The following is a 23182-nucleotide window of genomic DNA, read 5'->3' as shown; positions in this document are numbered from 1 at the left end:
ACGTTATGCACGAACACGGGGAATTTATGGATTTTGGGGGCATCACGTTTACCTTCGCCGCTATATTTTTAGGGGCGGCAGTGTTTGCCTCCATTGCACTGTATACCCGGCAACCCATAATTATCGCGTACATCATTTTGGGTGCAGCCTTAGGGCCTTTCGGCACCGGACTGGTGAGCAATACGGCTTTAGTCAGCGATGCGGGGCACGTTGGTATTATTTTCCTGCTATTTTTGCTCGGCCTCGATATGCAGCCAAAAGCCCTGCTGAACAGCATGAAAAGCTCAAGCTGGGTCGCCCTAGCTAGCTCGGGAATCTATATCGCCATAGGGTACGCAATTACTCGGGGTTTTGGTTTCGCCCACAACGATGCCCTCCTTGTGGGTGCTGCCCTCATGTTTTCTTCCACCATTATTGGCATCAAGCTGTTGCCCACGACCGTGTTGCACCATAAACACCTTGGCGAAGTTCTGGTCGCATTGTTGCTGTTTCAGGATCTGATCGCCATCGTCGTATTGGTGTGGTTACAAAGCAGCGATACTGGAACCTCCGTAATTTGGTCGGTCGCTCGCCCCCTGATTATGCTGCCCCTACTGGCTATGGGCTGCTGGGCTGCCGTTCGATTTATCCTCATTCCACTGATTGCTCGATTTGATCGGTATCATGAGTATATTTTTCTGCTTTCCGTGGGTTGGTGCCTTGGCATTGCCGAGCTGGCAGCACTGATGGGGCTAAGCGCAGAGGTCGGCGCCTTTATCGCTGGCGTGGCCGTCGCAACGAGCCCCATCGCTCAGTACATTGCGGTAAGCCTGAAACCTCTACGCGACTTCTTCCTCGTCATCTTCTTCTTTTCCGTGGGCGCACAATTTGACGTTTCCGCTCTTCCCAACGTCGCTGCAGCTGCGGTGGTTCTAGCACTCAGCTTCTTGTGCTTAAAACCCGTGGTTTACCAAATGCTGCTGCGGGGCGTAAGCGAATCGCCAAAGCTAGCGTGGAATCTTGGGTTTCGATTGGGTCAATGTAGCGAATTCGCCTTACTCATTGCCGTAGTGGCCCTTGAGTCCGGTCGCCTGAGCCCTACTGCCCATACGCTGATTCAGGCGACGACAATCCTTACGCTGCTGATCTCGAGTTACCTCGTAGTCACCCGATTTCCGACGCCTATCGCCAGTAACGATGCACTGCGAAGAGATTAAGCGTTACCGTTGAGACGGACGGCGCTCCTATTAGCATTAGCCACAGATAGTGGCTAAGCCCCAGACTTGCCGATGCAAAGGTCGCTAGCCAGAGGCCCTGCCCGCTGGGGGCCCCACTTAGGCCAAACGCGGCGCCATGCTAGAGGTCGTAACCGCGCTCGTCGTGGAGTACCAGATCTAGCCCAATGGTCTCTTCATCACTATCAACCCGGAGACCCACAAGGGCATCTACCACCTTGAAAAGGACCCAACTCACGACCAAGGTGTATAAAAACGTTGCGCCGACACCGGTCGCCTGAACGGCAAGCTGACCGCCGATACTGTCAATACCATCGGAAAAACCGTTGCCGCTAAAGATGCCAAGATTCGGTGAGCAAAAGATACCTGCCAGCAGCGTTCCCAAAATACCCCCGACACCGTGAACGGGGAAAACGTCGAGGCTGTCATCAATTTTCAAGCGATTTTTCAGGGTGATCGTTGCAAAGTAGCAAACGACACCTGCGGTGAGCCCAATTACCACCGCTGCTGCGGGGCCCACTGAACCCGATGCCGGAGTGATCGTGCCCAGACCTGCAACCATGCCAGTAACAATACCGAGAACCGAGGGCTTACCATGACGCAGCCACTCCATGGCCATCCACGCCAGAGAGCCGCAAGCCGCAGACAGGTGCGTCACCAACATTGCCATAGCCGCACTTTGATCAGCCGCCACTGCCGAGCCGGCATTAAAGCCAAACCAGCCCACCCACAGCATGCCCGCTCCGGTCACAGTCATGGTGAGGTTGTGGGGCGGCATCGCTACTGACCCAAAGCCTCGGCGGGGCCCCATCATGATGGCGGCTACCAAAGCAGCAACGCCTGCCGTGATGTGCACAACTGTGCCACCGGCAAAATCCTGAAGACCCATGGCCCCCAGCCAACCGCCACCCCATACCCAATGACATATGGGCGCATACACGAGCAGTAACCAAGCCGTACTGAATAACAGCAAAGCGGAAAATCGAATGCGCTCGGCGAAACCACCAATAATGAGCGCCGGCGTAATAATAGCGAAGGTCATCTGAAACATGACAAACAAAGATTCAGGAATCGAACCGTTGACGCCGTCAAACTCAATGCCCATCAGCATGAAATTACCCAGGTCGCCGATCCAAGCGCCCTGCTCTACACCTGCAGAACCAAAAGCCAATGTATAACCCACGACAAACCAAACCAGTGACATAAGTGCGGCCAACGCGAAACACTGCATCAGCACCGACAACACATTTCGAACCCGAACTAACCCCCCGTAAAATAACGACAACCCGGGTAAGGTCATAAATAAAACCAGCGCGGTCGCCGTTAAAAGCCAAGCGGTGTCAGCAGGAGAAATTTCCCCAGCCCACGCCGGAGTCGGCAAGAGGAGAGCGCACAGCGCCAAAAGACCCGGTTTACGTATCACTAGCATGCTATTTGACCACCACAATTTCTGTCGAGGTGCGCATGATGCCATATCCTTGCGGCAGTGCCAGTAGAGCCGTACTCTGTGTCACTAAATTTTGCGCCCAATCGCACTTTGACCTGAGGTTAATCATGCTTCGCTCAATCATTTCTTTTGTTTTTATTGGCTTCAGTGGCCTCACTGTGGCGCAGCCCGCTGTGAGTACCGATACAGCCAGCGATCCGCGCGCTGTTATCTTGATTATTGGTGACGGCTTCGACGACCAACATGTCACTATGGGCCGAAACTTTTTGGCAGGGCATGACGGCCAATTAGTCATCGATGCCCTCCCCGTCCGTGCGGCAGTTCAGGTTCAAACCGAGGGCAAAAACACTGACTGGGTTTATGTGGCCGACTCCGCAAATACCGCGACGACGCTGGCGACGGGCGTCACGACACAAATGGGGCGTGTCGGTACCAGCGCTAGCGATAAAGATTTGACCACCATTGCTCAGCGCGCACATGCAGCAGGGTTTAAAACGGGCATTGTAAGCAGCAGCTCGGTTACCGACGCAACACCGGCTAGTTTTATGAGTCACGTGTCCAGCCGAGGCTGTGAAAACCCCGATATTATTTTAGGCGGTGAACTCTACAGCCTCGCCTACGCCGGATGCCCGCAAGATGCCACCAGTAACGGCGGCCCCGGATCGATCGCAGAACAAATTATGAAGGCACCTATCGACGTGGTTCTTGGAGGCGGGCTGATTCACTTCACCACCGCGGATCCGACATCTGGAAAAACCGCCCTCGAGATGGCTGAGTCACAGAAGATTACGGTTGTCACCGACCCTGCAATGCTGGCTGAGGCAGACTCCAATAAGCGACTGATAGGATTATTTGCTAGCGGGCATCTGCCGGTGCGCTTGCAGGGCTCTGATGGGCGGGTAGCCGAACAACCCGATACCAGTGCCCTCAATAAATTGGATTGGCGACTGGGCAGCGTTACCCAGCCAGATCCGATTACCTGTGAGCCCAATCCGGCTTACCGCAACACCCCTGGGTTAGCTGAACTGACTCAGGTTGCTCTAGATCGGCTAACGCAGCCTGACGGCAAAGGATTATTTCTAATGGTCGAATCGGCCTCCATCGACAAAGAGAGCCATGTGCGTAATCCCTGTGGCTCTCTGGGTGAAATAGCGCAACTCGAAGAAGTCGTCAGTGTGGCCTTAAAGTATGCCGAGACGCACCCTCAGACACTGATCATTGTTACCGCCGATCACGCTCAGGCCGCTCAAATCATTCCAGAGCCTAGCCTCTACGCTGAAGTTCCAGTCCCGGTGTACTCACCCGGGCACGTCGCGCGAATCACCATGCCTGATGGCAGCTTAATGACCATTAATTACGCCACCAATGGGTTTCTTTCTGAGGAGCACACTGGTGCCAATGTCCCGCTCTTTGCCAATGACGTGGGCCAAGGGCTGCTGCCGGGGTTTCTACGCCAACGCGAGGTTCACGATGCCATGGCAAATTTTTTGGGCCTTTAAGCTCATCTGCACCATCAACGGCAAAACATCTTTTACTGTCACCCTTTGAGCAACCGAAATGAGTCTTACTGATATCAACGGTCAAGCCGTATCTCGTATTTGTTTAGGAACCATGACCTGGGGCGAACAAAATACCGAGCAGGAAGCCCATGCCCAAATTGATTACGCATTGGAGCATGGTATTAATTTCATGGACGCGGCGGAGATGTACCCCGTGCCGCCGCGGGCGGAGACCCAAGGGCGAACCGAGCAATATATTGGCAGCTGGTTTGCTAACTCGGGACGCCGCGAAGATTGGATACTTGCAACAAAAGCCACTGGCCCTCGTGAAGAGTTCGATTTTTTGCGCGGTGGTCCGCGCTTCACCCGCGAGCATTTGATCGAAGCGGTTGATAACAGTCTGCAACGATTACAGACCGAATACATCGACCTGTACCAGTTACACTGGCCCGAACGCGTCACTAATTGTTTCGGCGTCAGAGGCTACACCCACCACAATGATTCAGACTCAAGCTGGACCCCACTTGAGGAGGTGATGCGCACTCTCGAGTCGCTCATTCAGCAGGGCAAGATCCGCAGCTACGGGCTTTCCAACGAAACACCTTGGGGCGTCATGACTTTTTTACAAACCGCCGAACGCGAAGGCTTGCCCCGACCCCAGTCGATACAAAACCCCTATAGCTTACTGAATCGAACCTTTGAAGTTGGTCTAGCCGAAATTTCCCATCGGGAAGATATTGGCCTACTGGCCTATTCCCCACTGGCTATGGGATTGCTGACCGGTAAGTACCGCGATGGCGCGCTGCCAGAGGGCTCCAGACTGGCGTTGTTCAAACGTTTTGCACGCTATGCATCTAAACCTACATGGGACGCCGCTGAACGCTACGTGAGCCTCGCTGAAGAGCACGACTTAAATCCTGCACAAATGGCCCTGGCCTTCGTTAACACTCGACCTTTTCTCCTATCGAATATTATTGGAGCAACCAGTTTGGCCCAGTTGGAGGACAACATACGCAGCCTTGATGTCGTGCTGTCAGAGGAAGTTCATGCGGGAATTAAGGCGATACATCGGGATATCCCTGACCCCGCCCCCTGATGCCCCGCCAACCACTAAAGGTTTATAAATTCACCCAGCTGTTGAGTGACCTTAGACGGAACGCTGTACCGCGATAGTTTAAAATTACGCTGTCCGTCAAAATTTCTTCCACCTTAAAGCCACTGTTTTTCTGGCCCTCTTGCAGCGCAATACCATTTAACGTCACCCAAGACGTCCCCCCCGGCTGCCAATCGTGACCGGTGTACATCACCGTGGGAATTGCGTTCTTTTTTTGCTGGGATAAATTCTCGATGAGCGGCGTGGGATGTGCCACTAAAGCACGCTCCCCCAGCTCCGCCTGCACTCGCGCCACTACCGCCGCAATATCCAGAGGTAAGGCCGCTGAGTCGCTGACCTGCGTCTCTGCGGTGCTTTTTGGGGCGCTCATTTTTTCCGTCGCTGCAAAATCTGAACCGGGGCGCGGCGTTTCAGGCGCGTCATCCGAGGGCAGCACTGCAGACGAGGACTGAGGGACATTCGTCTTCTCAAACGCATTGGCTGTTTGACCCAAAGACGAGGGCTTGAGCTCTTCCGTAGCCCTTGCGCCAGGCGCACCAACCCAGTTTTCTGGGGCAGCCTCTACCTTACGATACAGTGCCGTTACTTGGGTGCTGTTAGCTGAGGTGTTTTTTTTCGCGACCTGAGCTTGTTGGGCGACACCACCGCTATGACGACCGAGTGTCAGCGAAGAGGCGGACGTCTCTGGCACAGGACTTGTCGAGCGCTGCAATGGCGTTTTAGGAGCTTGGGGTTCTGCCGTCGCTAAAGTTGCGGCCACAGGGTCTTGTTCTGGGGGCGGTTCCCCTAGCTGACCCTGAGAAACGTTCTGCATCGTCAGCACTCCGATGGCAATACACGCAACTACTCCAATGCTAATAGCCAGCCCTTGAAATCCAATGAAAGGCACCACTTTTTTCGCGGTAAATTCGTGACTCGTATCGATCGAGGGCACCGCATTAGAAACATCTCCATCCTCCCGAGAACGCTTTAGAGCATCGAGAATCATCGACATATCAAGGCCCCTCCGTTAGCCACTGCGCACGACGCAGCGCCACATCGGGGGCGAGCCCTATACCCAATGCATCGTTGAGCTTTAACAGAGTTTGAACACCAACGACGCCGTCGGCAGTCAGGTTTTGTTGGGCCTGAAACAACCGAACTCGCTCTGCAAGGGCAGGGGTAAAACGCTGTTCGGTCAACGGCGTGACCTGCTGATCCAGTGTTGCAAAAAGCTGTGCCACCACCGTGATTACGGGATCAACATCCCCCTCGACCAGCGGTCGGCCCCACCCTTGGGGTGGCTGCCAAAACATGCGATAGCGACCCCGCCAAGCCGTTGCTATATCGACCAGCCTGACGCGCTCTACTGCATTACCACTCAGAACCCACGCTACCGCCCCCTCAAAAGCGACCACCAGTGTTGCTGCCGAGAAGCGTCCGGGGGTTTGCATATCGAGCACCACTGGACGATTGAGGGCAATGATCGGATCCCAAACTTGGGCAGCCCCCTGTAGACAGCGCAGGCCATCAACTTCTGCCTCAATCTCTGAGCCGCCGCAAACACCCGCTGGAAAAGGTGCGTCACTGTTGAGCTGCCATAGCTGCTCGAGGGCTAAGTTTTCATTGATCAACCACCCCGCCGCCTGCACCCCATTCCCAGTACTAACACCTTCCCCGGCGTCAGCACCAAGATCGTCCGGCATTACCGAAGTAGCAGGCCCCAAATCATCGGCAACTGACGGAGCTGGCAGGGGTAATGGGCTGGCCCTGAAACCCAGCGCAAACAGCAGTAACAGACCGCCAAAACAGACACCGCCAAAAATCCAAAGCCACAGTGGCACCGAGGACCGATTAACCGAGGCATGAGATGCGCCAAAAACTTCTTCAGCCGCAGCTGCAACGTGGCGACGGTTGACGCGATCCAGTTTACGGCCATACGCCCCTAGCAGCGCTCGGTCACACAGTAAGTTGATTTGCCTAGGAATTCCCTGAGCGCGTTTGTGAATGGCACGCACCACACCCGGGGCAAACAGTTCACGCCCGGCGGGTAATCCCGCAATTTGTAAGCGGTGCCTGATGTAGGCGTTCGTTTCCTCAAGGCTCAGTGCCTCGAGGTTGTAGCGGGCTGTTATGCGCTGGTTCAGTTGCCTTAACTCGGGCCTGCCCAGCTTTTCCGTTAACTCCGGCTGGCCAATAAGAATAATCTGGAGAAGCTTCTCGCTGTCGGTTTCAAGGTTGGTCAGTAACCGAATTTGCTCGAGAACATCGAAATCCAAGTGCTGGGCTTCATCGATCATAAGCACTGTCTTGCGGCCCTTATCGTGATTCCCAAGCAGAAATCGATGCAGGGCATCGGTGAGATCCTTCAAGCTGTGATGACCTTTGGGGTAATCTATGGCCAATTCATCACAAACTGTGGCTAACAGCTCGACCGCGCTGAGCGCCGGGTTAAGCACAATGGCGAGATCCACATTGCCCGGTAGCTGCTCCAAAAGCGCGCGGTTTATGGTGGTTTTACCCGTGCCGACTTCACCCGTCAGCAGAATGAAACCACCCCCACTGCCCACCCCGTACAACAGGTGAGCCAGGGCGTCTCGATGCCTGGGACTCATAAACAGGTAGCGTGGATTAACCGAAATGGAAAACGGCGACTCCACTAAACCAAAATATTTGTAATACATGGTCCGAATTCTTCAAAAAGCCGCACTTTTTGCGGAAGCAGACAGCTTCGCACAGTTAAGGAAACCCCGAAACATACTTGAGCGACAAAAAAACATACTGTATGTTCAAATCCCAAATTTAGTCCGAACCTCACATTCAGCACGATTGAGTCCAAGGAGACTTCGCTATGGCTTTGCCGCCCATTCTTAAAGATACACTTCGTCTACCCATTATTGCCTCGCCGCTATTTATTATTTCTAACCCAGACCTTGTCATAGCGCAGTGCAAAGCCGGCATCGTGGGATCGTTTCCTGCCCTCAACGCACGACCCGAGCCCGTTTTAGACCAGTGGCTGCAGCGCATTAACGACGAGCTCGACCGTCACAACCAAGAAAACCCCGATTCACCAGCCGCACCCTACGCGGTAAATCAAATTGTTCATGGTTCAAACGCACGTTTGGAATACGACATGGAAATGTGCGTCAAATACAAAGCACCCATTGTCATTACCTCTCTGGGCGCAAAAGAGTGGGTCAACGAAGCTGTGCACAGCTATGGCGGCATTACGCTGCATGACATCATTAACAACCGCTTCGCCAAAAAAGCCGTTGAAAAAGGCGCTGATGGCCTAATTGCTGTCGCCAGCGGTGCGGGCGGCCATGCCGGCACCCAGTCACCCTTTGCTCTGATTCAAGAAATTCGCGAATGGTTTGACGGCCCCCTCATTCTTTCCGGTGCCATTGCCACGGGAGATGCAGTACTCGCAGCTCAGGCCATGGGAGCCGATTTGGGCTACATCGGTTCAGCCTTCATTGCCACTGACGAGGCCAATGCTGAGCAAGGCTACAAGCAAGCTATTGTTGACTGTGGCGCCGATGACATTGTGTACAGCAACTTGTTCACCGGTGTCCATGGCAACTACTTGCGCCCCTCTATTGAGAGCGCTGGTCTAGACCCCGACAACCTCCCCGTTAGTGATCCAACGCAAATGAACTTTGGTTCAGGGGGCAATACAGACGCCAAAGCCTGGAAAGACATTTGGGGCTCCGGTCAGGGTATTGGTGCCGTTAAAAGTGCGGGCCCAACCGCCGATTACGTGGCGCAATTGGCCGCACAATACAGCGCGGCAAAAGCACGGGTAATGGGTTAATGAGCGACTCGACGCCTAAAATTCCGCGGTCTGCAGAAGACGACTACAGTGAAGAGAGCCTGGCTGCACGCCAGGCCTTTATTGAAGCCCAAACCGGTGTGGCGTTAAACCACACCAAACAGTACTCCTATGACCCCCACGTCATGGCTGGCAATATCGAAAATATTTGGGGAGTCGCCCAAATCCCAATTGGCGTGGCAGGCCCGCTGCTGGTGAACGGAGAACACGCTCAGGGCGAGTTTTATGTGCCCATGGCTACCGTCGAGGGCACCATGCTAGCTAGCTACAATCGCGGCATGAAGGTGATTCGCGAGTCTGGTGGGGTCACCACAACGGTGTCCGCAGAATCGATGCAGCGCGCCCCAGTGTTTATTTTTGCCGACGCCCGTGACGCCCGTGATTTTCAGGTGTGGTTACGTGCCAACTTTGATGAGATAAAAGCACAAGCTGAGAGCACAACCTCGGTCGGTAAACTGCTTGAGATTGAGAACTACCACGCACACAATTTCATAGCCACGCGCTTTGACTACTCCACAGGCGATGCGGCCGGACAAAACATGACCAGCCGAGCCACCTTTTTTGCCTGTGAATGGATACGCGAAAACTACCCCGGAAACATGCGCAACTATATGCTCTCGGGCAATTTTGATACGGAAAAGAAAACTTCCTCGGTCAACATGCTCAAAGGCCGTGGCCGACGCGTTACCGCTGAAATCACCATCCCTCGCAAAGTGCTCATGGACAACCTGCGCATTACCCCCGAACAAATGCAGTACGGGTATCAGGTATCGACTCTGGCAGCGTTTATGTCGAACAGTTCCAACAATGCCAGCCATCCCGCCAACGGCTTGGCCGCCCTTTACTTGGCCACGGGGCAAGACATCGCCAATATTGGCGAGTCCAACCAATGCACGGTGTATCAGCGCGCCACGCGCGATGGCGACCATTATTTTTCGATAACCCTGCCTTCGATCATTATGGCCAGCTACGGCGGCGGCACTAATTTGCCGACCCAAAGCGAGTGCCTGAAAATGATGGATTGCTTTGGCCAAGACAAAGCCCTCAAGCTCTGTGAGATTGCCGCGGGCCTGGTCGTCGCAGGGGAGCTGTCTCTCGCCGCCGCTACGCGTATCGATAAGGCGACCCGCACCAATGAGTGGGTTGACGCTCATGAGCGCTTAGGGCGCAATCGTTGATTTGAGACCTCCGACTGGGCGCTTTACATAGGTGCACCAAAGGAAAACCCAAAAGGGGCTCTGAGCGATAACTCAGAGCCTCTTTTGATACCCCTCTACTCATATCGCGGCGAAAAAAACTCAGACCACTCTTTTGTAACCAGCACCCACTTCCCTCTAGATTGAGCTGAACTGGAGTGACGCTCCCACGCCTCCTACGCTATGATCGAACCTAGTCTTTGGACCGGAGTCATGAGCGACGATGAGAAACCACACCAAATCGGGATTTACCCTCATTGAGCTGCTGATTGCGGTGGTTATTGTGGGGGTGCTCACTGCAGTGGCCCTCCCAGCGTATCAAGACTTCGTTAAATCAAGTCGCAGAGCTGACGCAAGAAACGCACTGCTGGCACTACAAATTGCTCAAGAACGTTACCGCAGCAATGGCACTACCTACGGCACGCTGGCACAGCTGACATCGAGCTACGGCATTGCGAGTACCTCTGAAGCCGGATACTACGCGATTACTGTTACCGCCAATTCGGGAACCTCATATACCGCCACTGCGGCACCCACTGGCATACAGCAGACTGACAGCTGTGGCACTTTCGCCGTGCAAGACGGCGCCCCTTTAATGACGGGAAGCTATGCCAACGGTGATTGTTGGCACTAAATCTCGTCGGCGTGGGGCAAACAAGATTTCACCGTTTCTGAAGTTGAATAACGCAGATAGGCTTTGGAGGGTTTAATGACCAACCCTATAAACAGCGATAGCAGACCGCCCGGACATCTGAGCATTGATCCTTGGGGCTTTTTTAAGACGTTGCTCACAATCATTGGTATTCTGCATATAATAAGCGCCTTCGCAGTTTGGGCTCGGGTTTCGGGTGCCCCTTGGTACATCAATGACTTTGCCGAGTACCTCAACGTCGGTATTGAACAAAATATCCCCACGCTCTTCTCGGTACTCATTTGGACCACTGCGGCTGCCATCACAGCTCTCATCGCCCACTTCGAAGCCTTGGAGAAAGCACCCTTCACAGGACGCTGGCGCGCGCTGAGCCTAATTTTTTTATTTCTGGCCTTCGACGAGGGCACCACCTTCCACGAACACATTGGTAGTTTGACCGAGGAGTACCTGACACCCATGGGCTGGATAGCGCCCACAGGGTATCTCTACTTTATCTGGGTGCTACCCTACGGCGCGTTAGTCTTACTTTTAGCGGGGTTATATGCACCTTTTCTTGACGCTCTGCCAAGTCGCACCAAATGGGGCCTGATACTCAGCGCTACGGTTTTTTTGGGAGGCGCTATGGGAATAGAGATGATCAGCGCGTCGGTGTACGAGCAACAAACCGTGCGACATTCGGCACTATATGCCGTGTTGTATTCCATTGAGGAATTTTTGGAAATGCTGGGGGTAGCCCTGCTGAACTTCTTTATGCTCGATTATCTCAAGACTCGCGTTCCCACACTGTCGCTGTCTTGGCGGCAGTGACGAGGAGAGACGAGGGTCAAAGTCCATAAAATCCTATTCGCCGATAGCTAACTGAAAACCAGATGCAGCAGAAGTTGACCGTGGCTACATTCCAGAGATTTACACAGTAACGGCCGGGAAAAGCCCCCACTTACTAACCTTGGGAATACCGCAGCTAAGATTTCTCAGATTTAGTCTTAGCAGCAGGACACTGAGCCTTTTGCGATTTCCCGGTAGCAGACTTTAATTTTCCGTCCTTACTACTCACGCTGTAACACTGACAGGCCGTCGTGTTTGGCAAGTAATAGCCTTCTTTTGCCTTGCCCTTGCTATCTGTATAAGCGCCGTAGAGCGCCTCACATACTTCACCCTCAACGGTGATACCAATGGAAACTCCTTGCACGCCGGAGGTACAAACTCCGCTTTGAGTAGCGGTGACGGTGCACGTACCCGTAGAGGGCCCATAGGTGAGGGTTGTGCCGGAAAGTGAGCAAGCTCCACTCGCACCTATGTTGTAGGATGTTGGGCTGAAAGTGCTACCACCACTCACGTTACTTCCATTTACTTGAACGCTGTTATCTATGATATCGCTGGTTTGCAGGCCGGAGATGCTAAGAGGATTAAACGCGGGACAACCAATATTGATAGCTTTTTGGTCCGACCCCTCAGCATAGGTGCAGTTTTGACCCGGCTGCACGGCCTTAAAAGTACAAACACCTTCGCCTGTAGACGTAAGCGTTGAACCGGATACGCTGCAGGAATTTGGAGTCAAACTGCTAAAGGCGATGGGATTGTTTGAGCCACCACCAGTTGCCGTTAGGTTGCCTGACTGCCCCAGCGTCAGTGAACCGGGATAACCGACAATATTCACCGTCTGGGATGTGGCAGTGCAGCTAACACTGTCAGACTTGTCGTTTTTGTAGGTGACAGACTTCGAAGACTTCGACTTACTCGTCGTATTACAGTCTGTCCCGTCGGACTTTTTAGATTTGCCCTTCCCTTTTTTGGAGCCCGTTGAAACAATGCAATCATCGTCGACTCCAGGGCAGCTTACACCCACACAAACAGGTACTGTGGGGCTGGTGACCGAAACAAAGCCTCTGCGCTCGGGGTGATAGGAGTGAAGACCGAATTTTGAGTTAGCGTTCCCTCCTGACTCATACGGGTTCAACCATGTAATTGAAGCCTCAAACTTGGTCCGGTTCACACCAGCCACTGCGGTAATGTCGCCCAAGGTAAAACCGCTAATTCGCTGTGTCGGAGAAACCACGCTATTGACTAGGCTTGCGTTGTAGTTCGGGTCGCTGGGGTTAATCAAGGCAATTTCGTGTTTCCCAAGATCCATAACGGAGACAAGGCGCACCAAAGCGTCGGTACGGTTGCGGGTTTCAGACAACGCTTGTGTCCACCCGCCCAACAACGTTACTGAACCCGCAACTGTGAGTGCTAAAATGGCAGAAGCAACCAAAACTTCAACAAACCCCATGCCACCTTGCTTAGGCAGGTTTTGCGGTGTTGATGGTTTCACCGTACTCACATCAATCCTCCTGCACTTTCCACGTGCCGGCCGCACCGTACACTCCAGTTACTGGGAATAACTTGGTGTCATAAATCCCGCCAACCTCGGCGGAAATAATTTCAGGATTTTTCTTTATAATTTTAAGGTCACCATTAATTACCAGCGTTCCCAGCATCATAAACCGTTGCCATTCATCTGCAGTACACTCCAAGGCCGCGTTTTCAGGGTTTGAAGCGCTCTCAATATACAACACGCCAATAATGATATAGCTGCCGCTACTCTGAAACCTTAGATTCGGACAGCCAGCGCCACGATAGATAATGACCGCAGGGTTGGCAAAAGTACCCCATGCGCTAAAGGAGTCACCCGGCTGCGGCGCACCACTATAGTCAAATGTCGCAGTTTTGTTTGGCCATTGTGTGGACCCGTTTGACCGCTTTTGTATGTTGCTTGGCCAAGTCTGCCCAGTATCAGGCGCACTCCCCGGAGCGGGCGCTGCGCCATTCCAATAATAAATATTCATATCAGCCAGCGCGTTTGGCTGATTGACTCTAAGGTCATCAAACCAATCCCGTGACTCCGTGAAAATACGGGGCCAAAGATCGCCGCCACTGTACTGAGATAACCCAATGGGTTCGGCCGAGTTAGCGAAACGTCCATTCTGTGTGCCAACGAGGTGACTGTTGAGGCGCCAGATCGACTCAGGAGCTTCGGCTGCGCCTTCCTCTGGCTGACTCCCAGTCCCTTCATCACAGAGACCGCCGGCCGTGCCGTTGAGGGCAGTACGGCGCGTGGGGCCTCGATAATAAGTAATGTAATCCAGAGTATCATTGTGAGGCACGAGGTCGGCATATATATCGGGCACCCCACTAGCTACGTTGAGGCAACCCGCGACCACCAACGGCGCGTCTAACGCAGTGGATTGCAATAGCGTGTTAAGTGACACCCATTGGCTAACCGTTGCCCCCTGCCCTGTGCTGCTAGCAGCGCGACCAATAACCTTTAGAAGAGACTCTCCGGGAGGTCCCGCTTCAAAACCAAAGGAAAGCGTGTAGGCCCGACTTGTCGTTTGCCCGCCCATGTTTTCTACTGGAAAAGAAAGCGGTGTCCCAACCGTGTGAGGCGCAGAAGGCCACAAATGCGTGGTGTAGCTATTGCTGCTGGACGCGAGCCACTCCATACCCTGTGCCATGGCTTCCTCAGCGGCCAAAAACCCTTCGGTGGCGTTGTGCGTATTCGAGGTGAGGCGAACAGAATTGACGGTTGATGTCGTCATGCTGCGCACGGCAAGCAGCGTCAACAAACCCAGTACGGCAACAAAGAAAATTGTGTAGGCCCCCTGCTGATCGCCAACTCGCCGAGAACTTAAACGCCATGGGCCCAAGGTCATGAGGCCGCCGCCTGTATGAGTACCGCATTGCGGGGTTTGGCGTAGAGTTCGACATAAATTTTATCGTCGGGATCACTGGCACACTGGTTATCGGTGCTTTTGGGGTACGCGCAAAGCGTCACCTTATATAAACGGTCGATTCGACATGACAATGTCGTCGAACCGCAGGCCTGTAAACTGGTGCTGCCGTAGGTATCGCAGGGGGCTGTTCCCGCGACACCCAAAACACAATCGTTGTCACCGTCGGCAATATTCTCGTTGACCAGCTCCACCGAAAATGTGTCGACGAACACATCCCCCAACCTCGTCACCGGTACCCAGGGAGCCGTTGCGGGCGGCACATTGCACCCAGAAACCGGTGCACCTGCCGAGTATTCCCCTGGGTGAACACCAGCAGTGGCCTCAAGCACATGGTTGCGAAGGCGATAACCAAATCGATGATGAACCTGCACAACTGTACCGGCACCAGCACAGCCAGTGACTCCATCTCCCGCTGCGCATGTATGTTGTTGCACATAGGAGACGAGCACGCAGTCGGTCGTCGTGGTCCCTGACAACGTTGGCGCGCCCGATGTGCCAAATTCAATTGCAGGGTAATTACCCTCATCCCCTGCCGTGGCACCAAACCCCTGAGTCGTCAACAGGTAAGTGCCAAGCGCGGCGGGCGTACCCCGGTAACCTGCTCTACGGATGTCGTCAAGCAAGGATGCCGCCGGTGAATATATTTGCTCGGTACGCGCCGCAGCATCGAAGACGTCTTTACTAGAGCCCACCGTCGTCACATAAAATGTGGTGCCTGCCAAAGCGATAAAGCTGCCAATAGCAATGGCAACCATAAGCTCTGTCAGGCTAAATCCCCGCACAGTTTTCCCCGTTATTAAACGACGCACGTCCTTCAACTGCATGTTCTATATCCAAGGTCGCCACTAGGAGAGCAAACAAAAACTCCACCTAACAAGTCTCTGTCGATTTTAGCACTGACACTGCCAAGGGTAAAAGTAATGGAGCCAGTCCCCGCGGGGTCTAACCTTCGCACGGCTGTAATCGTAAAAGCGGCCGTACTTCCCGCCTTATTCCACCCGGTCACTACCGCAGTTACGCCGTCACCGTAATCGTTGTGGGCTCTGGCTACCGTGGGCGTGCTTCCAGTGCTCGCTATGCTGTAGTTCCACGACACACCGTCATTCAACGTGACCCTTACCACGCCACTCAGCCCAAGCGTGAGGGCTTCCGAGCGGGCAACTTGAAGGTCAGATAGTGCAGTTTCTACCACTGATTTTAGCCGTTGCCGTTCAATAAGATCTTGAAACGCAGGCGCTGCAATAGCAACCAGTATCGCCATTACAACGAGAGTCACCAATAACTCCACCAAGGTGAAGCCTTTGATGCTTGTTTTCAGTAAATTCTCCACCACACACCTTTACTAACGCCGCGCGACCGTAACGCTGATTTACCGTACTGCACTCAACCGGCTTTAACTACGGACCTTGAGCTAGAGAGCCCGCAGACTTGATGCCGACTGCGCTCAATTGACTACTTCAGCATAAACGGCCGGTATCTTGGCGCCCAGACTACCATTGTCCTAGCGTCAGCCACAAAATTGTCGCGAGTGCCCCAACCAACCGGGTGGGGTGAATTGACTACTCTGCCATTAAGGGTTGTGGGCCTCCGGTGGAACGCCTTGAAGCCAACACACTGAGAAAAAAGCCCCACGACGGTTTCGAAAGTATAAAGCAGGCGATGTTAAAGGCTCTAATAGCCATCATTTAGTCTAATTCTGACCGTCGCAAAAGCGTATAGGGGTTTACAAGGGATACAGGGCTCAATGCTGTAAACTATCAGCTTTGTCATGAAGGGGCCTCCAATGCTTAAGCTCACTACCCACCTCGTGAAAACATGTGGCGCTTTTGTACTCTGCGCCGTGTTTTCTGTTGGTGTACACAGCGGCGCCACAACAGCGCAGGACGCCATACCCGCGCCAGAATTCAGCTTGCCTGCCATTGCAAATGCCGAAGGCGTTATTTCACTGGCTAATTACAAAGGGGCCGTTACCTACCTTGATTTTTGGGCCTCGTGGTGTGGCCCCTGTCGTTTATCTCTGCCCGCACTCGACGAAATCTATCAGGAACTCGCCCCAATGGGGCTCAAGGTCACCGCTATCAGTGTTGATGTGGTCGAGGAAGATGCATGGGACTTCTTGGCGCGATATCCAGTGACGTATCCCGTTGCCATCGACACCGAAGGCAGCGTACCCAAGGCCTACGCCGTCAACGGCATGCCGTCGGGTTACTTAATCGATCGCGAAGGACGCGTTAGGGCCGTTCACGTCGGGTTTAAACGAGGAGATGAGGATGCTCTGCGCGCTGAAATTCTGCAGCTTCTGGAAGAATAAAACTTTAAAAACCTACCGGTTTTTTTGTCTTTTTGCTCTCGTTGGAATAAGCGGTTGTTCGGGTCTCGAACCCGTCGCGGCGTGGGAGCGCGGATACCTCGCAGAAGATGCTATGCAATGGCAATCGAGCACCCGCGAGGCTAAATTTAAGGGCCACGTTTATACCAGCAAGGAGGCATCCTCCGGGGGTAACGGTGCTGCAGGAGGTGGTTGTGGCTGTAATTAGTAGCGGCCAAAACAGTGAGCACTCGGCCTCGACAATCAAACAATCGCCATTGGTAAGAACCTTGGGCGCCGCTGTGGCCGCCCTGCCCGCCTACCACAACACCTATGCCGATGCGCCCCCAGAGTTCACCGAGGTGGGGTTGCGCTATAGCCATTACAGCGAGGACAACCTGTCCACAGATAACTTTATTGCCGGAGCACGCGGCCGTTACGACATTGATGTCACACAGCTCTGGATCGAGGCGCCCATAGGCTCGAGTTGGTCTATTGCTGTTGATGTTCAAAACGACTCCATGAGCGGGGCATCTCCATGGTTTGTCGGCACTCAAATCGATGGCCAGCCCGGCGTTATAATGAGCGGTGCGAGCATTTACGATAATCGCGTTGAGGTGGGTGCTACCACGCGTTACTTCTGGGCTGATGGCAACGCCGGGTTCAACGTGACGCACTCCAAGGAAGACGACTACGAAGCCTTGGCTCTCGCACTCGACGTGGCTTGGAACAGCAGTGACAATTCAAGAACCTGGTCGGCTTCGGCAAGCACCTCAAACGACAGGGTCGAGCCCGTAAACGGCAACATCCCCGTATTTATCGACCGTGAAGACATTGACACGGCCTCGGTCTACTTTGGCGTCAGCCAGATTCTGTCTAGCACCGCTATTGTACGCATTGGCCTGGGTTACACCTTTAGCGAAGGCTATCTGTCTGACCCTTACAAGCTGTTTGATGCGCGCCCTGATGAACACAGCCGCACGGCGCTTAGTGGCGGTTATCGAAAGTTCTTTCCAGAGGCTCAAGGCGCCCTGCAAATAGACTACCGCTATTACTCTGACGATTGGGGCACTGACTCCCATACCGCCGAGGTGGCCTGGCATCAAAATTTTGAACGCTTCACAGTGACACCTTACCTGCGCTATTACAGCCAAAAAGAGGCTGATTTTTTCAGCGTTATCGCTGATTTAGACGAAGAATTTTATGCCGATGATTTTAGACTGTCGTCCTATGGTGCCTTTACTATTGGGTTGAGAAGCTCTATTCAGATTGGCGAATGGCACATGGAAGGGCAGCTTGAACGTTATGAGAGTAATAACGATTGGGGGTTATATGACGGAGAGGCCGCTCCTGCCCTGGTGAATTTTTGGCGCGCTACCATTGGCATCAGCTGGCGCTTTGACTGACCCTATCGCGGTTACAGAGCACGCCTTTACAGTCATGGGCGGCCCCGCTCGACTGGTTATAGAACACCCAGAGCCCGATGACGCCAGTGCGCGGGCGGTTTGTCAGACCGTCGAGGCCCTCTTGCATGATCTCGAAGCGCGGTACAGCCGTTATCGCGAGAACAGCTTAATCAGCCAGATTAACCGCCTTGCCGGCACCGGGACGTTAATCCCCGTCGATGAAGAGACCCTCGCGTTACTGGGGTTTTGTGGACGCTTATGGGAACAAAGCCACGGTTTGTTTGACCCCACGGCAGGAATCCTGAGACAGGTTTGGGATTTTTCTAGTGGGCAGCAAGGCGATGTCAGTGAACTGCCAGATCTGCTACCCAAAGTGGATTGGTCTAAGGTGGTGCAGAGCGAACTGGGTGTTGGGTTGCGCGATGTCGGAATGGAATTAGACCTCGGGGGTATCGTGAAAGAGTATGGCGCCGATAAAGCCGCGCAGTCTTTGCGGGACCACGGCTTCAACCATGCGCTGATTGAACTTGCCGGGGATGTCGTGGCCGTGGGCAGTAAAACTTCTGGGGCACCCTGGCATGTTGGCATCAGCGACCCTGAAGCTCCATCAAGAACCTTGCTCACCATCGAGCTGACCAACTGTGCTCTGGCCACCAGCGGCAGCTACCAACGCTTTATTGAAATTAACGGCCGACGCTACAGTCACTTCCTCAATCCACACTCGGGCTGGCCCGTCGAAGGGGCGGCGAGCGTCAGTGTAATTTCAGACAGCTGCCTGACTGCGGGCGCGGTCGCTACCGTTGGGTGCTTGCACAGCGGTGCCGATGCCACAACATGGCTTGAAGAGGCCGGGCTGCCTTGGCTGAACATTGGACCAGCGGGCGAATGCTCCGGCCCTCTGGCCCCCCAATCATCCAGCCGATGACATTGGCCGTAACTGAATATCTATTACTGCTTTTGGTCCCCCAGCATGCCAGATACGCTTTATTACGACGGCCAGTGTCCTCTCTGCGTTAAGGAAATGGATCGGTTGCGCGTCATCAAGGATGAGCAACTGCGGTTGGTTGACATCCATGGACTGAGTGAGCCGAACAGCCCGGTCGACAAGGACCAATTGTTACGCGTGCTCCACTTAGAGCGCGATGGACAAATGGTTACCGGGATTGAGGCCAACGTTGCCGCTTGGCAGCACACCCGTTACGGGGTGCTGTGGCGGTGGATGACCTGGCCTCTCATTCGTCCCATTGTCGAGGTCGCCTACAATCGATGGGCGCGCTGGCGCTACGACCGACTCTACAAGACAGGGCTGTAACCAATGAGCAACTGGACCGCAGAAGAGCTCAAAGCATTACCCAGTCGGTACCGAGGCAACCTGATTAATGGTATTGCTGGGTTTAAACCCGCCTTGCTGGTGGGAACAGCCGACAAACAGGGACAAAGCAACCTCGCGGTTTTCTCTGGCGTCTTTCATATTGGTGCCAGCCCACCAGTGCTGGGATTAATCATCAGGCCCTGCCCCGAGGGCACTGAACGTCATACGCTCGATAACATATTGGCCACTGAGGTGTTCACCCTCAACCATATTACCGAGCCCATGATACCGGCCGCCCATCAAACTTCAGCGCGCTACCCCCGAAGCGACTCCGAGTTTGACGCGACTGAACTCACTGAAGAATGGATCCCCGAGTTTTCTGCGCCAGCCGTGAAAGAATCACCAGTGAAGCTCGGACTCTCACTCATCGAACACCAGGTGCTCGCCGTGAATCAAACGCACTTACTGATCGCAGGTGTGCAATGGCTGCAATGCCCAGCCTCTGGAATTCGAGACGATGGCTCGGTAAATCTTATCGACCTCGGTACGCAAACGGTTTGCGGTTTGGACAGCTACCACGGAGTCAAAGAGGGGCGGCGATTTGCCTACGCTAAAGCCAATCGAGCGACACAGGCTTTGACTTGAATCGATCAAAGTCTCGGCTCCGACCCGCATTAAACGAATTTCAAGACCAAGTCTCTCCCGCAAAAAGCCACCGACACCTATATCTAGGCACTGCGCCAAAAACAGAACCCTGAAAGAATAGCGCGAACACCGCCGGGCGTAGTGTTACCCCAAAGTTGAAACCGACAGGGCTTTTGGAACTTCCTCAAAGTGCATGAGTCATAGTGGTGTAACATCATGACACTGTCGGCCGAATTGATTCAGGAAAAGCTATGACCACAGAAACAGACCAAAATTTACCCCCACAAAAGTCCAACGCTGGAATCATTCTCGCGGGGGTGGGCTTTGTCGTTCTGTGTGGCATTTTATATTGGGGCTTTATGCAGGAAAAACCGGCACCAACGCCAGTTGAGGCTCCGGTGACTCCAGTCGCTCCACCGGTTGTCACTCCAGAGGCGGTTGTTACTGAGCAGGCACCCGCATCTATTAGCGAGCCCACGCTTGAGCCGGAAGTCGTTCTCGCTGACGAAGTTAAGACGATAATCGAAGCTCCGGCAATTACGCTGCCAGAGAGCGACGCGGTCATTACCGAATACTTACCGCAGTTAAACAGCGGCATGCTCGGGCAACAATTTGCTATGAGCAGTAACGCCCTCGAACGGGGTGTTGCCATTGTTGACAACCTTCGCATGGGTAACGTGCCCTATAAGCTTTTACCCGTAGGCCGCCCCAGTGTGAAATTTCCGTTTCAAGATAGCGGCCTTGCAGTGACCCTAGATCCCGTGGGCTTTGAGCGCTATAACGGCCTCGCCGATACCTTAGCTGGGGTCAATGTGGCAGCCGTTGTGACCCTCTATGACATGCTCTCGGGCGTGCTGGAAGAGGTTTGGTCAGGGCTGGGTTACGGTGATACCACGTTTGACGACGCCGCATTAGGCGCCCTCAATATGATATTGCTGGCACCCGCCACAGACCTAGAAGCGCGGTTGTACAAGGACGAGGCAAACTGGCGGTATGAGGACGACAGCTTAGAGACCTTGCCCGCCCTGCAAAAGCAGCTTATGCGTATGGGCTCGGGGAACGCTGAAAAAGTTCAGGACAAAGCACGGGAGCTGCGCGGAGCATTGCTTGATCGCAGCACCTAGTTAAAAGTTGTTTAGCGGCATTGGGCTCCCCCGCTCATGCCGCCCGCAGTCACTAATTCAAGTCTGCGCAGTAAGACACTGGTTGCAATACCTAGCAGGGGCTGAGTGCGAGCGCTAGGTTTTGGGGCTAATCAAAAGGCTCACTCGCGTCGGTGATGAGCTCCATAAACTGCTCCGGCTCAAAGCCTCGATACTGCATGAAGCGGGCACGCTTCCCCCATTCCCGACGCCGATCGTCAGAGTTGGGCTCCCTGATGGGGTTGGCGAATTTTTTGCTGTACACCTGTTGTGCCTGCCAAAACCAATCGACCTCTAACTCAGCCAAAGCGGCACAGTCTTGCCAGGAATTTTTTATTCCCTTGCTGCGCAGCTCCTGATCCAGCCGGCGCGGACCGATACCTTTATTGACCAGTTGCCGCACCATGGCCGCTGCAAAACGTGTATCGCTGAGTAAGTCTTCGTCGATAAGCCGCTGAAGCTGTTCGGTGACAACAGTGTCAAAGTCTTCTTCCCGACCAAAACGCCGCTTCAGCTTCAGTTTCAACTCCTCTACCCCATGCTCACGCCGAGCCAACAAATCCATTGCGGCCCGGCGTACGTCAGTGGGATTAAGAGGAGATTCCAAGCTCCTTACTCGGCAGAGGCTTCCGCACCCTCACTTGGCGCCGCTTCCACTACGGCGAGGGGTAAGCCCATTGTCTGATGGCGAATTTGACTTTCGATCTCGTTGGCAATGTCAGGGTGCTCCTCTAAAAATCGGGAGGCATTCGCTTTACCTTGCCCAATTTTGTCGCCCTTGTAGGCATACCAGGCGCCGCTTTTATCGACGAGGTTCAGTTTGACACCCCAGTCGATTACCTCGCCCATATGGTAAATACCTGCGCCATACATGATCTGAAACTCGGCCTGTTTGAACGGCGGCGAAACCTTGTTTTTTACCACCTTGACCCGGGTTTCGTTACCGACCACCTCGTCGCCGTCTTTGACCGCTCCGGTGCGTCGAATATCAAGGCGCACAGAGGCGTAAAACTTGAGTGCGTTACCACCCGTGGTGGTCTCTGGGCTGCCAAACATGACGCCGATCTTCATGCGAATTTGGTTGATGAAAATCACTAGGCAGTTGGTTTGCTTAATCGCCCCGGTCAATTTGCGCATCGCTTGACTCAGTAAGCGCGCTTGTAGACCTACGTGTGACTGGCCCATTTCGCCTTCAATTTCGGCTTTAGGCGTCAGTGCTGCCACGGAGTCTATGACGAGTACATCGACAGCGCCGGAACGAACCAACATCTCAGCAACCTCAAGAGCCTGCTCACCGGTATCAGGCTGGGATACGATCATGTCGTCCACCTGAACCCCTAATCGCTCTGCATACTGGGGATCTAGCGCATGCTCTGCGTCAATGAAGGCTGCTGTCCCCCCCTTTTTCTGTGCCTCGGCAATAACCTGCAGTGTCAACGTGGTCTTACCCGACGACTCCGGACCGTAGATCTCGACAATACGGCCTTTGGGCAGACCACCAATACCCAGAGCAATGTCTAGCCCCAGGGAGCCAGTAGAAATAGCCGGAATGGCTACGCGTTCCTGATCACCCATTCGCATGACAGTGCCTTTGCCAAACTGCCGTTCAATCTGCGACATTGCCGCGTCAAGTGCCTTCGCTTTGTTGGGATCCATGCGA

The 23182-nt window shown here is 53.9% G+C and carries 23 protein-coding genes; 14 read left to right on the top strand and 9 right to left on the bottom strand.

Going from position 1 to position 23182, the window contains the following annotated elements:
• Positions 1-26 precede the first annotated feature (26 nt).
• Positions 27-1196 carry a cation:proton antiporter domain-containing protein gene (locus ACMAY6_RS05905; RefSeq protein WP_435215963.1) on the top strand — a complete coding sequence of 390 codons (1170 nt, stop codon included), beginning with the start codon at positions 27-29 and terminating at the stop codon, positions 1194-1196.
• Positions 1197-1335: 139 nt separating this feature from the next.
• On the opposite strand, the gene ACMAY6_RS05900 is transcribed toward ACMAY6_RS05905, so the two are convergent.
• Complete coding sequence (locus tag ACMAY6_RS05900) at positions 1336-2643, bottom strand: ammonium transporter (RefSeq protein ID WP_435215273.1); 1308 nt, start codon at positions 2641-2643, stop codon at positions 1336-1338.
• A gap of 125 nt (positions 2644-2768) precedes the next feature.
• On the opposite strand from ACMAY6_RS05900, the gene ACMAY6_RS05895 reads away from it, so the two are divergent.
• Both ACMAY6_RS05895 and ACMAY6_RS05890 read left to right on the top strand, forming a co-directional pair.
• Positions 2769-4160, top strand: a complete 1392-nt coding sequence (locus ACMAY6_RS05895) for an alkaline phosphatase (RefSeq protein ID WP_435215271.1) — start codon at positions 2769-2771, stop codon at positions 4158-4160.
• A gap of 58 nt (positions 4161-4218) precedes the next feature.
• Positions 4219-5256 carry an NADP(H)-dependent aldo-keto reductase gene (locus ACMAY6_RS05890; protein ID WP_435215269.1) on the top strand — a complete coding sequence of 346 codons (1038 nt, stop codon included), beginning with the start codon at positions 4219-4221 and terminating at the stop codon, positions 5254-5256.
• A 22-nt stretch (positions 5257-5278) separates the two neighbouring features.
• Here the strand turns inward: ACMAY6_RS05890 and ACMAY6_RS05885 are convergent, their stop codons facing one another.
• Positions 5279-6268, bottom strand: a complete 990-nt coding sequence (locus ACMAY6_RS05885) for a general secretion pathway protein GspB (RefSeq protein WP_435215268.1) — start codon at positions 6266-6268, stop codon at positions 5279-5281.
• A 1-nt stretch (position 6269) separates the two neighbouring features.
• Positions 6270-7937 (bottom strand): AAA family ATPase, encoded by a 1668-nt coding sequence (locus ACMAY6_RS05880; RefSeq protein WP_435215267.1) that lies wholly within the window; start codon positions 7935-7937, stop codon positions 6270-6272.
• Between the two features lie 167 nt (positions 7938-8104).
• On the opposite strand from ACMAY6_RS05880, the gene ACMAY6_RS05875 reads away from it, so the two are divergent.
• From ACMAY6_RS05875 to ACMAY6_RS05860, 4 genes are all read left to right on the top strand, one after another.
• The gene (locus ACMAY6_RS05875; protein WP_435215266.1) at positions 8105-9067 is read left to right on the top strand and encodes an NAD(P)H-dependent flavin oxidoreductase; all 963 of its coding nucleotides are present in this window, start codon (positions 8105-8107) and stop codon (positions 9065-9067) included.
• The gene (locus ACMAY6_RS05870; RefSeq protein ID WP_435215264.1) at positions 9067-10263 is read left to right on the top strand and encodes a hydroxymethylglutaryl-CoA reductase; all 1197 of its coding nucleotides are present in this window, start codon (positions 9067-9069) and stop codon (positions 10261-10263) included. The genes ACMAY6_RS05875 and ACMAY6_RS05870 overlap by 1 nt, the downstream gene beginning before the upstream one ends.
• Before the next feature lie 241 nt (positions 10264-10504).
• Entirely contained in the window at positions 10505-10915 is a 411-nt protein-coding gene (locus ACMAY6_RS05865) for a type IV pilin protein (RefSeq protein ID WP_435215262.1), read from the top strand.
• Positions 10916-10990: 75 nt separating this feature from the next.
• Positions 10991-11740, top strand: coding sequence for a hypothetical protein (locus ACMAY6_RS05860; RefSeq protein ID WP_435215261.1), 750 nt, complete (start codon positions 10991-10993; stop codon positions 11738-11740).
• 154 nt (positions 11741-11894) lie between these two features.
• Here ACMAY6_RS05860 and ACMAY6_RS05855 read toward each other — a convergent pair whose 3' ends face one another.
• Genes ACMAY6_RS05855 through ACMAY6_RS05840 form a run of 4 tightly spaced genes read right to left on the bottom strand, consistent with a single transcriptional unit; the run spans position 11895 to position 16039 of the window.
• On the bottom strand, positions 11895-13256 hold the full coding sequence (locus ACMAY6_RS05855; RefSeq protein WP_435215259.1) for a hypothetical protein: 1362 nt from the start codon (positions 13254-13256) through the stop codon (positions 11895-11897).
• A 1-nt stretch (position 13257) separates the two neighbouring features.
• Positions 13258-14628, bottom strand: coding sequence for a hypothetical protein (locus ACMAY6_RS05850; protein ID WP_435215258.1), 1371 nt, complete (start codon positions 14626-14628; stop codon positions 13258-13260).
• A complete protein-coding gene (locus tag ACMAY6_RS05845) occupies positions 14625-15533 on the bottom strand; it encodes a PilW family protein (RefSeq protein WP_435215257.1) in 909 nt (302 codons plus the stop codon). Before ACMAY6_RS05845 ends, ACMAY6_RS05850 begins: the two co-directional genes overlap by 4 nt.
• A complete protein-coding gene (locus ACMAY6_RS05840; RefSeq protein WP_435215961.1) occupies positions 15524-16039 on the bottom strand; it encodes a pilus assembly FimT family protein in 516 nt (171 codons plus the stop codon). The genes ACMAY6_RS05845 and ACMAY6_RS05840 overlap by 10 nt, the downstream gene beginning before the upstream one ends.
• Before the next feature lie 453 nt (positions 16040-16492).
• Between ACMAY6_RS05840 and ACMAY6_RS05835 the strand changes: the two genes are divergently transcribed.
• The 7 genes from ACMAY6_RS05835 (at position 16493) to ACMAY6_RS05805 (ending at position 21504) form a co-directional block, all read left to right on the top strand.
• Positions 16493-17020, top strand: a complete 528-nt coding sequence (locus tag ACMAY6_RS05835; RefSeq protein WP_435215256.1) for a TlpA family protein disulfide reductase — start codon at positions 16493-16495, stop codon at positions 17018-17020.
• Positions 16974-17246: a DUF4266 domain-containing protein gene (locus tag ACMAY6_RS05830; RefSeq protein WP_435215254.1), complete on the top strand. Its 273-nt coding sequence runs from the start codon at positions 16974-16976 to the stop codon at positions 17244-17246. Before ACMAY6_RS05835 ends, ACMAY6_RS05830 begins: the two co-directional genes overlap by 47 nt.
• The gene (locus ACMAY6_RS05825) at positions 17233-18423 is read left to right on the top strand and encodes a DUF3570 domain-containing protein (protein WP_435215253.1); all 1191 of its coding nucleotides are present in this window, start codon (positions 17233-17235) and stop codon (positions 18421-18423) included. Before ACMAY6_RS05830 ends, ACMAY6_RS05825 begins: the two co-directional genes overlap by 14 nt.
• Entirely contained in the window at positions 18416-19348 is a 933-nt protein-coding gene (locus tag ACMAY6_RS05820) for an FAD:protein FMN transferase (protein WP_435215251.1), read from the top strand. Before ACMAY6_RS05825 ends, ACMAY6_RS05820 begins: the two co-directional genes overlap by 8 nt.
• Positions 19349-19393: 45 nt before the next feature.
• Positions 19394-19735 carry a thiol-disulfide oxidoreductase DCC family protein gene (locus tag ACMAY6_RS05815; protein ID WP_435215249.1) on the top strand — a complete coding sequence of 114 codons (342 nt, stop codon included), beginning with the start codon at positions 19394-19396 and terminating at the stop codon, positions 19733-19735.
• 3 nt (positions 19736-19738) lie between these two features.
• Positions 19739-20380, top strand: a complete 642-nt coding sequence (locus ACMAY6_RS05810) for a flavin reductase family protein (RefSeq protein WP_435215247.1) — start codon at positions 19739-19741, stop codon at positions 20378-20380.
• 251 nt (positions 20381-20631) lie between these two features.
• On the top strand, positions 20632-21504 hold the full coding sequence (locus tag ACMAY6_RS05805; protein ID WP_435215245.1) for a DUF3014 domain-containing protein: 873 nt from the start codon (positions 20632-20634) through the stop codon (positions 21502-21504).
• Positions 21505-21631: 127 nt separating this feature from the next.
• Here the strand turns inward: ACMAY6_RS05805 and ACMAY6_RS05800 are convergent, their stop codons facing one another.
• Together ACMAY6_RS05800 and recA are read right to left on the bottom strand one after the other, a co-directional pair.
• A complete protein-coding gene (locus ACMAY6_RS05800) occupies positions 21632-22129 on the bottom strand; it encodes a regulatory protein RecX (protein WP_435215244.1) in 498 nt (165 codons plus the stop codon).
• Positions 22130-22134: 5 nt separating this feature from the next.
• Complete coding sequence (gene recA, locus ACMAY6_RS05795) at positions 22135-23178, bottom strand: recombinase RecA (RefSeq protein WP_435215242.1); 1044 nt, start codon at positions 23176-23178, stop codon at positions 22135-22137.
• Between the last annotated feature and the right edge of the window lie 4 nt (positions 23179-23182).

Source organism: Luminiphilus sp. nBUS_16, assembly GCF_051201645.1.
GTDB lineage: Bacteria > Pseudomonadota > Gammaproteobacteria > Pseudomonadales > Halieaceae > Luminiphilus.
Note: the sequence above shows the minus strand (reverse complement) of the source record. Positions and strands in the feature narration are given on the sequence as shown.

Coding starts and splice junctions, on each gene's coding strand:
- ACMAY6_RS05905 (WP_435215963.1), top strand. CDS start 27: ATGGATTTTGGGGGCATCACGTTTACCTTCGCCGCTATATTTTTAGGG.
- ACMAY6_RS05900 (WP_435215273.1), bottom strand. CDS start 2,643: ATGCTAGTGATACGTAAACCGGGTCTTTTGGCGCTGTGCGCTCTCCTC.
- ACMAY6_RS05895 (WP_435215271.1), top strand. CDS start 2,769: ATGCTTCGCTCAATCATTTCTTTTGTTTTTATTGGCTTCAGTGGCCTC.
- ACMAY6_RS05890 (WP_435215269.1), top strand. CDS start 4,219: ATGAGTCTTACTGATATCAACGGTCAAGCCGTATCTCGTATTTGTTTA.
- ACMAY6_RS05885 (WP_435215268.1), bottom strand. CDS start 6,268: ATGTCGATGATTCTCGATGCTCTAAAGCGTTCTCGGGAGGATGGAGAT.
- ACMAY6_RS05880 (WP_435215267.1), bottom strand. CDS start 7,937: ATGTATTACAAATATTTTGGTTTAGTGGAGTCGCCGTTTTCCATTTCG.
- ACMAY6_RS05875 (WP_435215266.1), top strand. CDS start 8,105: ATGGCTTTGCCGCCCATTCTTAAAGATACACTTCGTCTACCCATTATT.
- ACMAY6_RS05870 (WP_435215264.1), top strand. CDS start 9,067: ATGAGCGACTCGACGCCTAAAATTCCGCGGTCTGCAGAAGACGACTAC.
- ACMAY6_RS05865 (WP_435215262.1), top strand. CDS start 10,505: ATGAGAAACCACACCAAATCGGGATTTACCCTCATTGAGCTGCTGATT.
- ACMAY6_RS05860 (WP_435215261.1), top strand. CDS start 10,991: ATGACCAACCCTATAAACAGCGATAGCAGACCGCCCGGACATCTGAGC.
- ACMAY6_RS05850 (WP_435215258.1), bottom strand. CDS start 14,628: ATGACCTTGGGCCCATGGCGTTTAAGTTCTCGGCGAGTTGGCGATCAG.
- ACMAY6_RS05845 (WP_435215257.1), bottom strand. CDS start 15,533: ATGCAGTTGAAGGACGTGCGTCGTTTAATAACGGGGAAAACTGTGCGG.
- ACMAY6_RS05835 (WP_435215256.1), top strand. CDS start 16,493: ATGCTTAAGCTCACTACCCACCTCGTGAAAACATGTGGCGCTTTTGTA.
- ACMAY6_RS05830 (WP_435215254.1), top strand. CDS start 16,974: ATGAGGATGCTCTGCGCGCTGAAATTCTGCAGCTTCTGGAAGAATAAA.
- ACMAY6_RS05815 (WP_435215249.1), top strand. CDS start 19,394: ATGCCAGATACGCTTTATTACGACGGCCAGTGTCCTCTCTGCGTTAAG.
- ACMAY6_RS05810 (WP_435215247.1), top strand. CDS start 19,739: ATGAGCAACTGGACCGCAGAAGAGCTCAAAGCATTACCCAGTCGGTAC.
- ACMAY6_RS05805 (WP_435215245.1), top strand. CDS start 20,632: ATGACCACAGAAACAGACCAAAATTTACCCCCACAAAAGTCCAACGCT.
- recA (WP_435215242.1), bottom strand. CDS start 23,178: ATGGATCCCAACAAAGCGAAGGCACTTGACGCGGCAATGTCGCAGATT.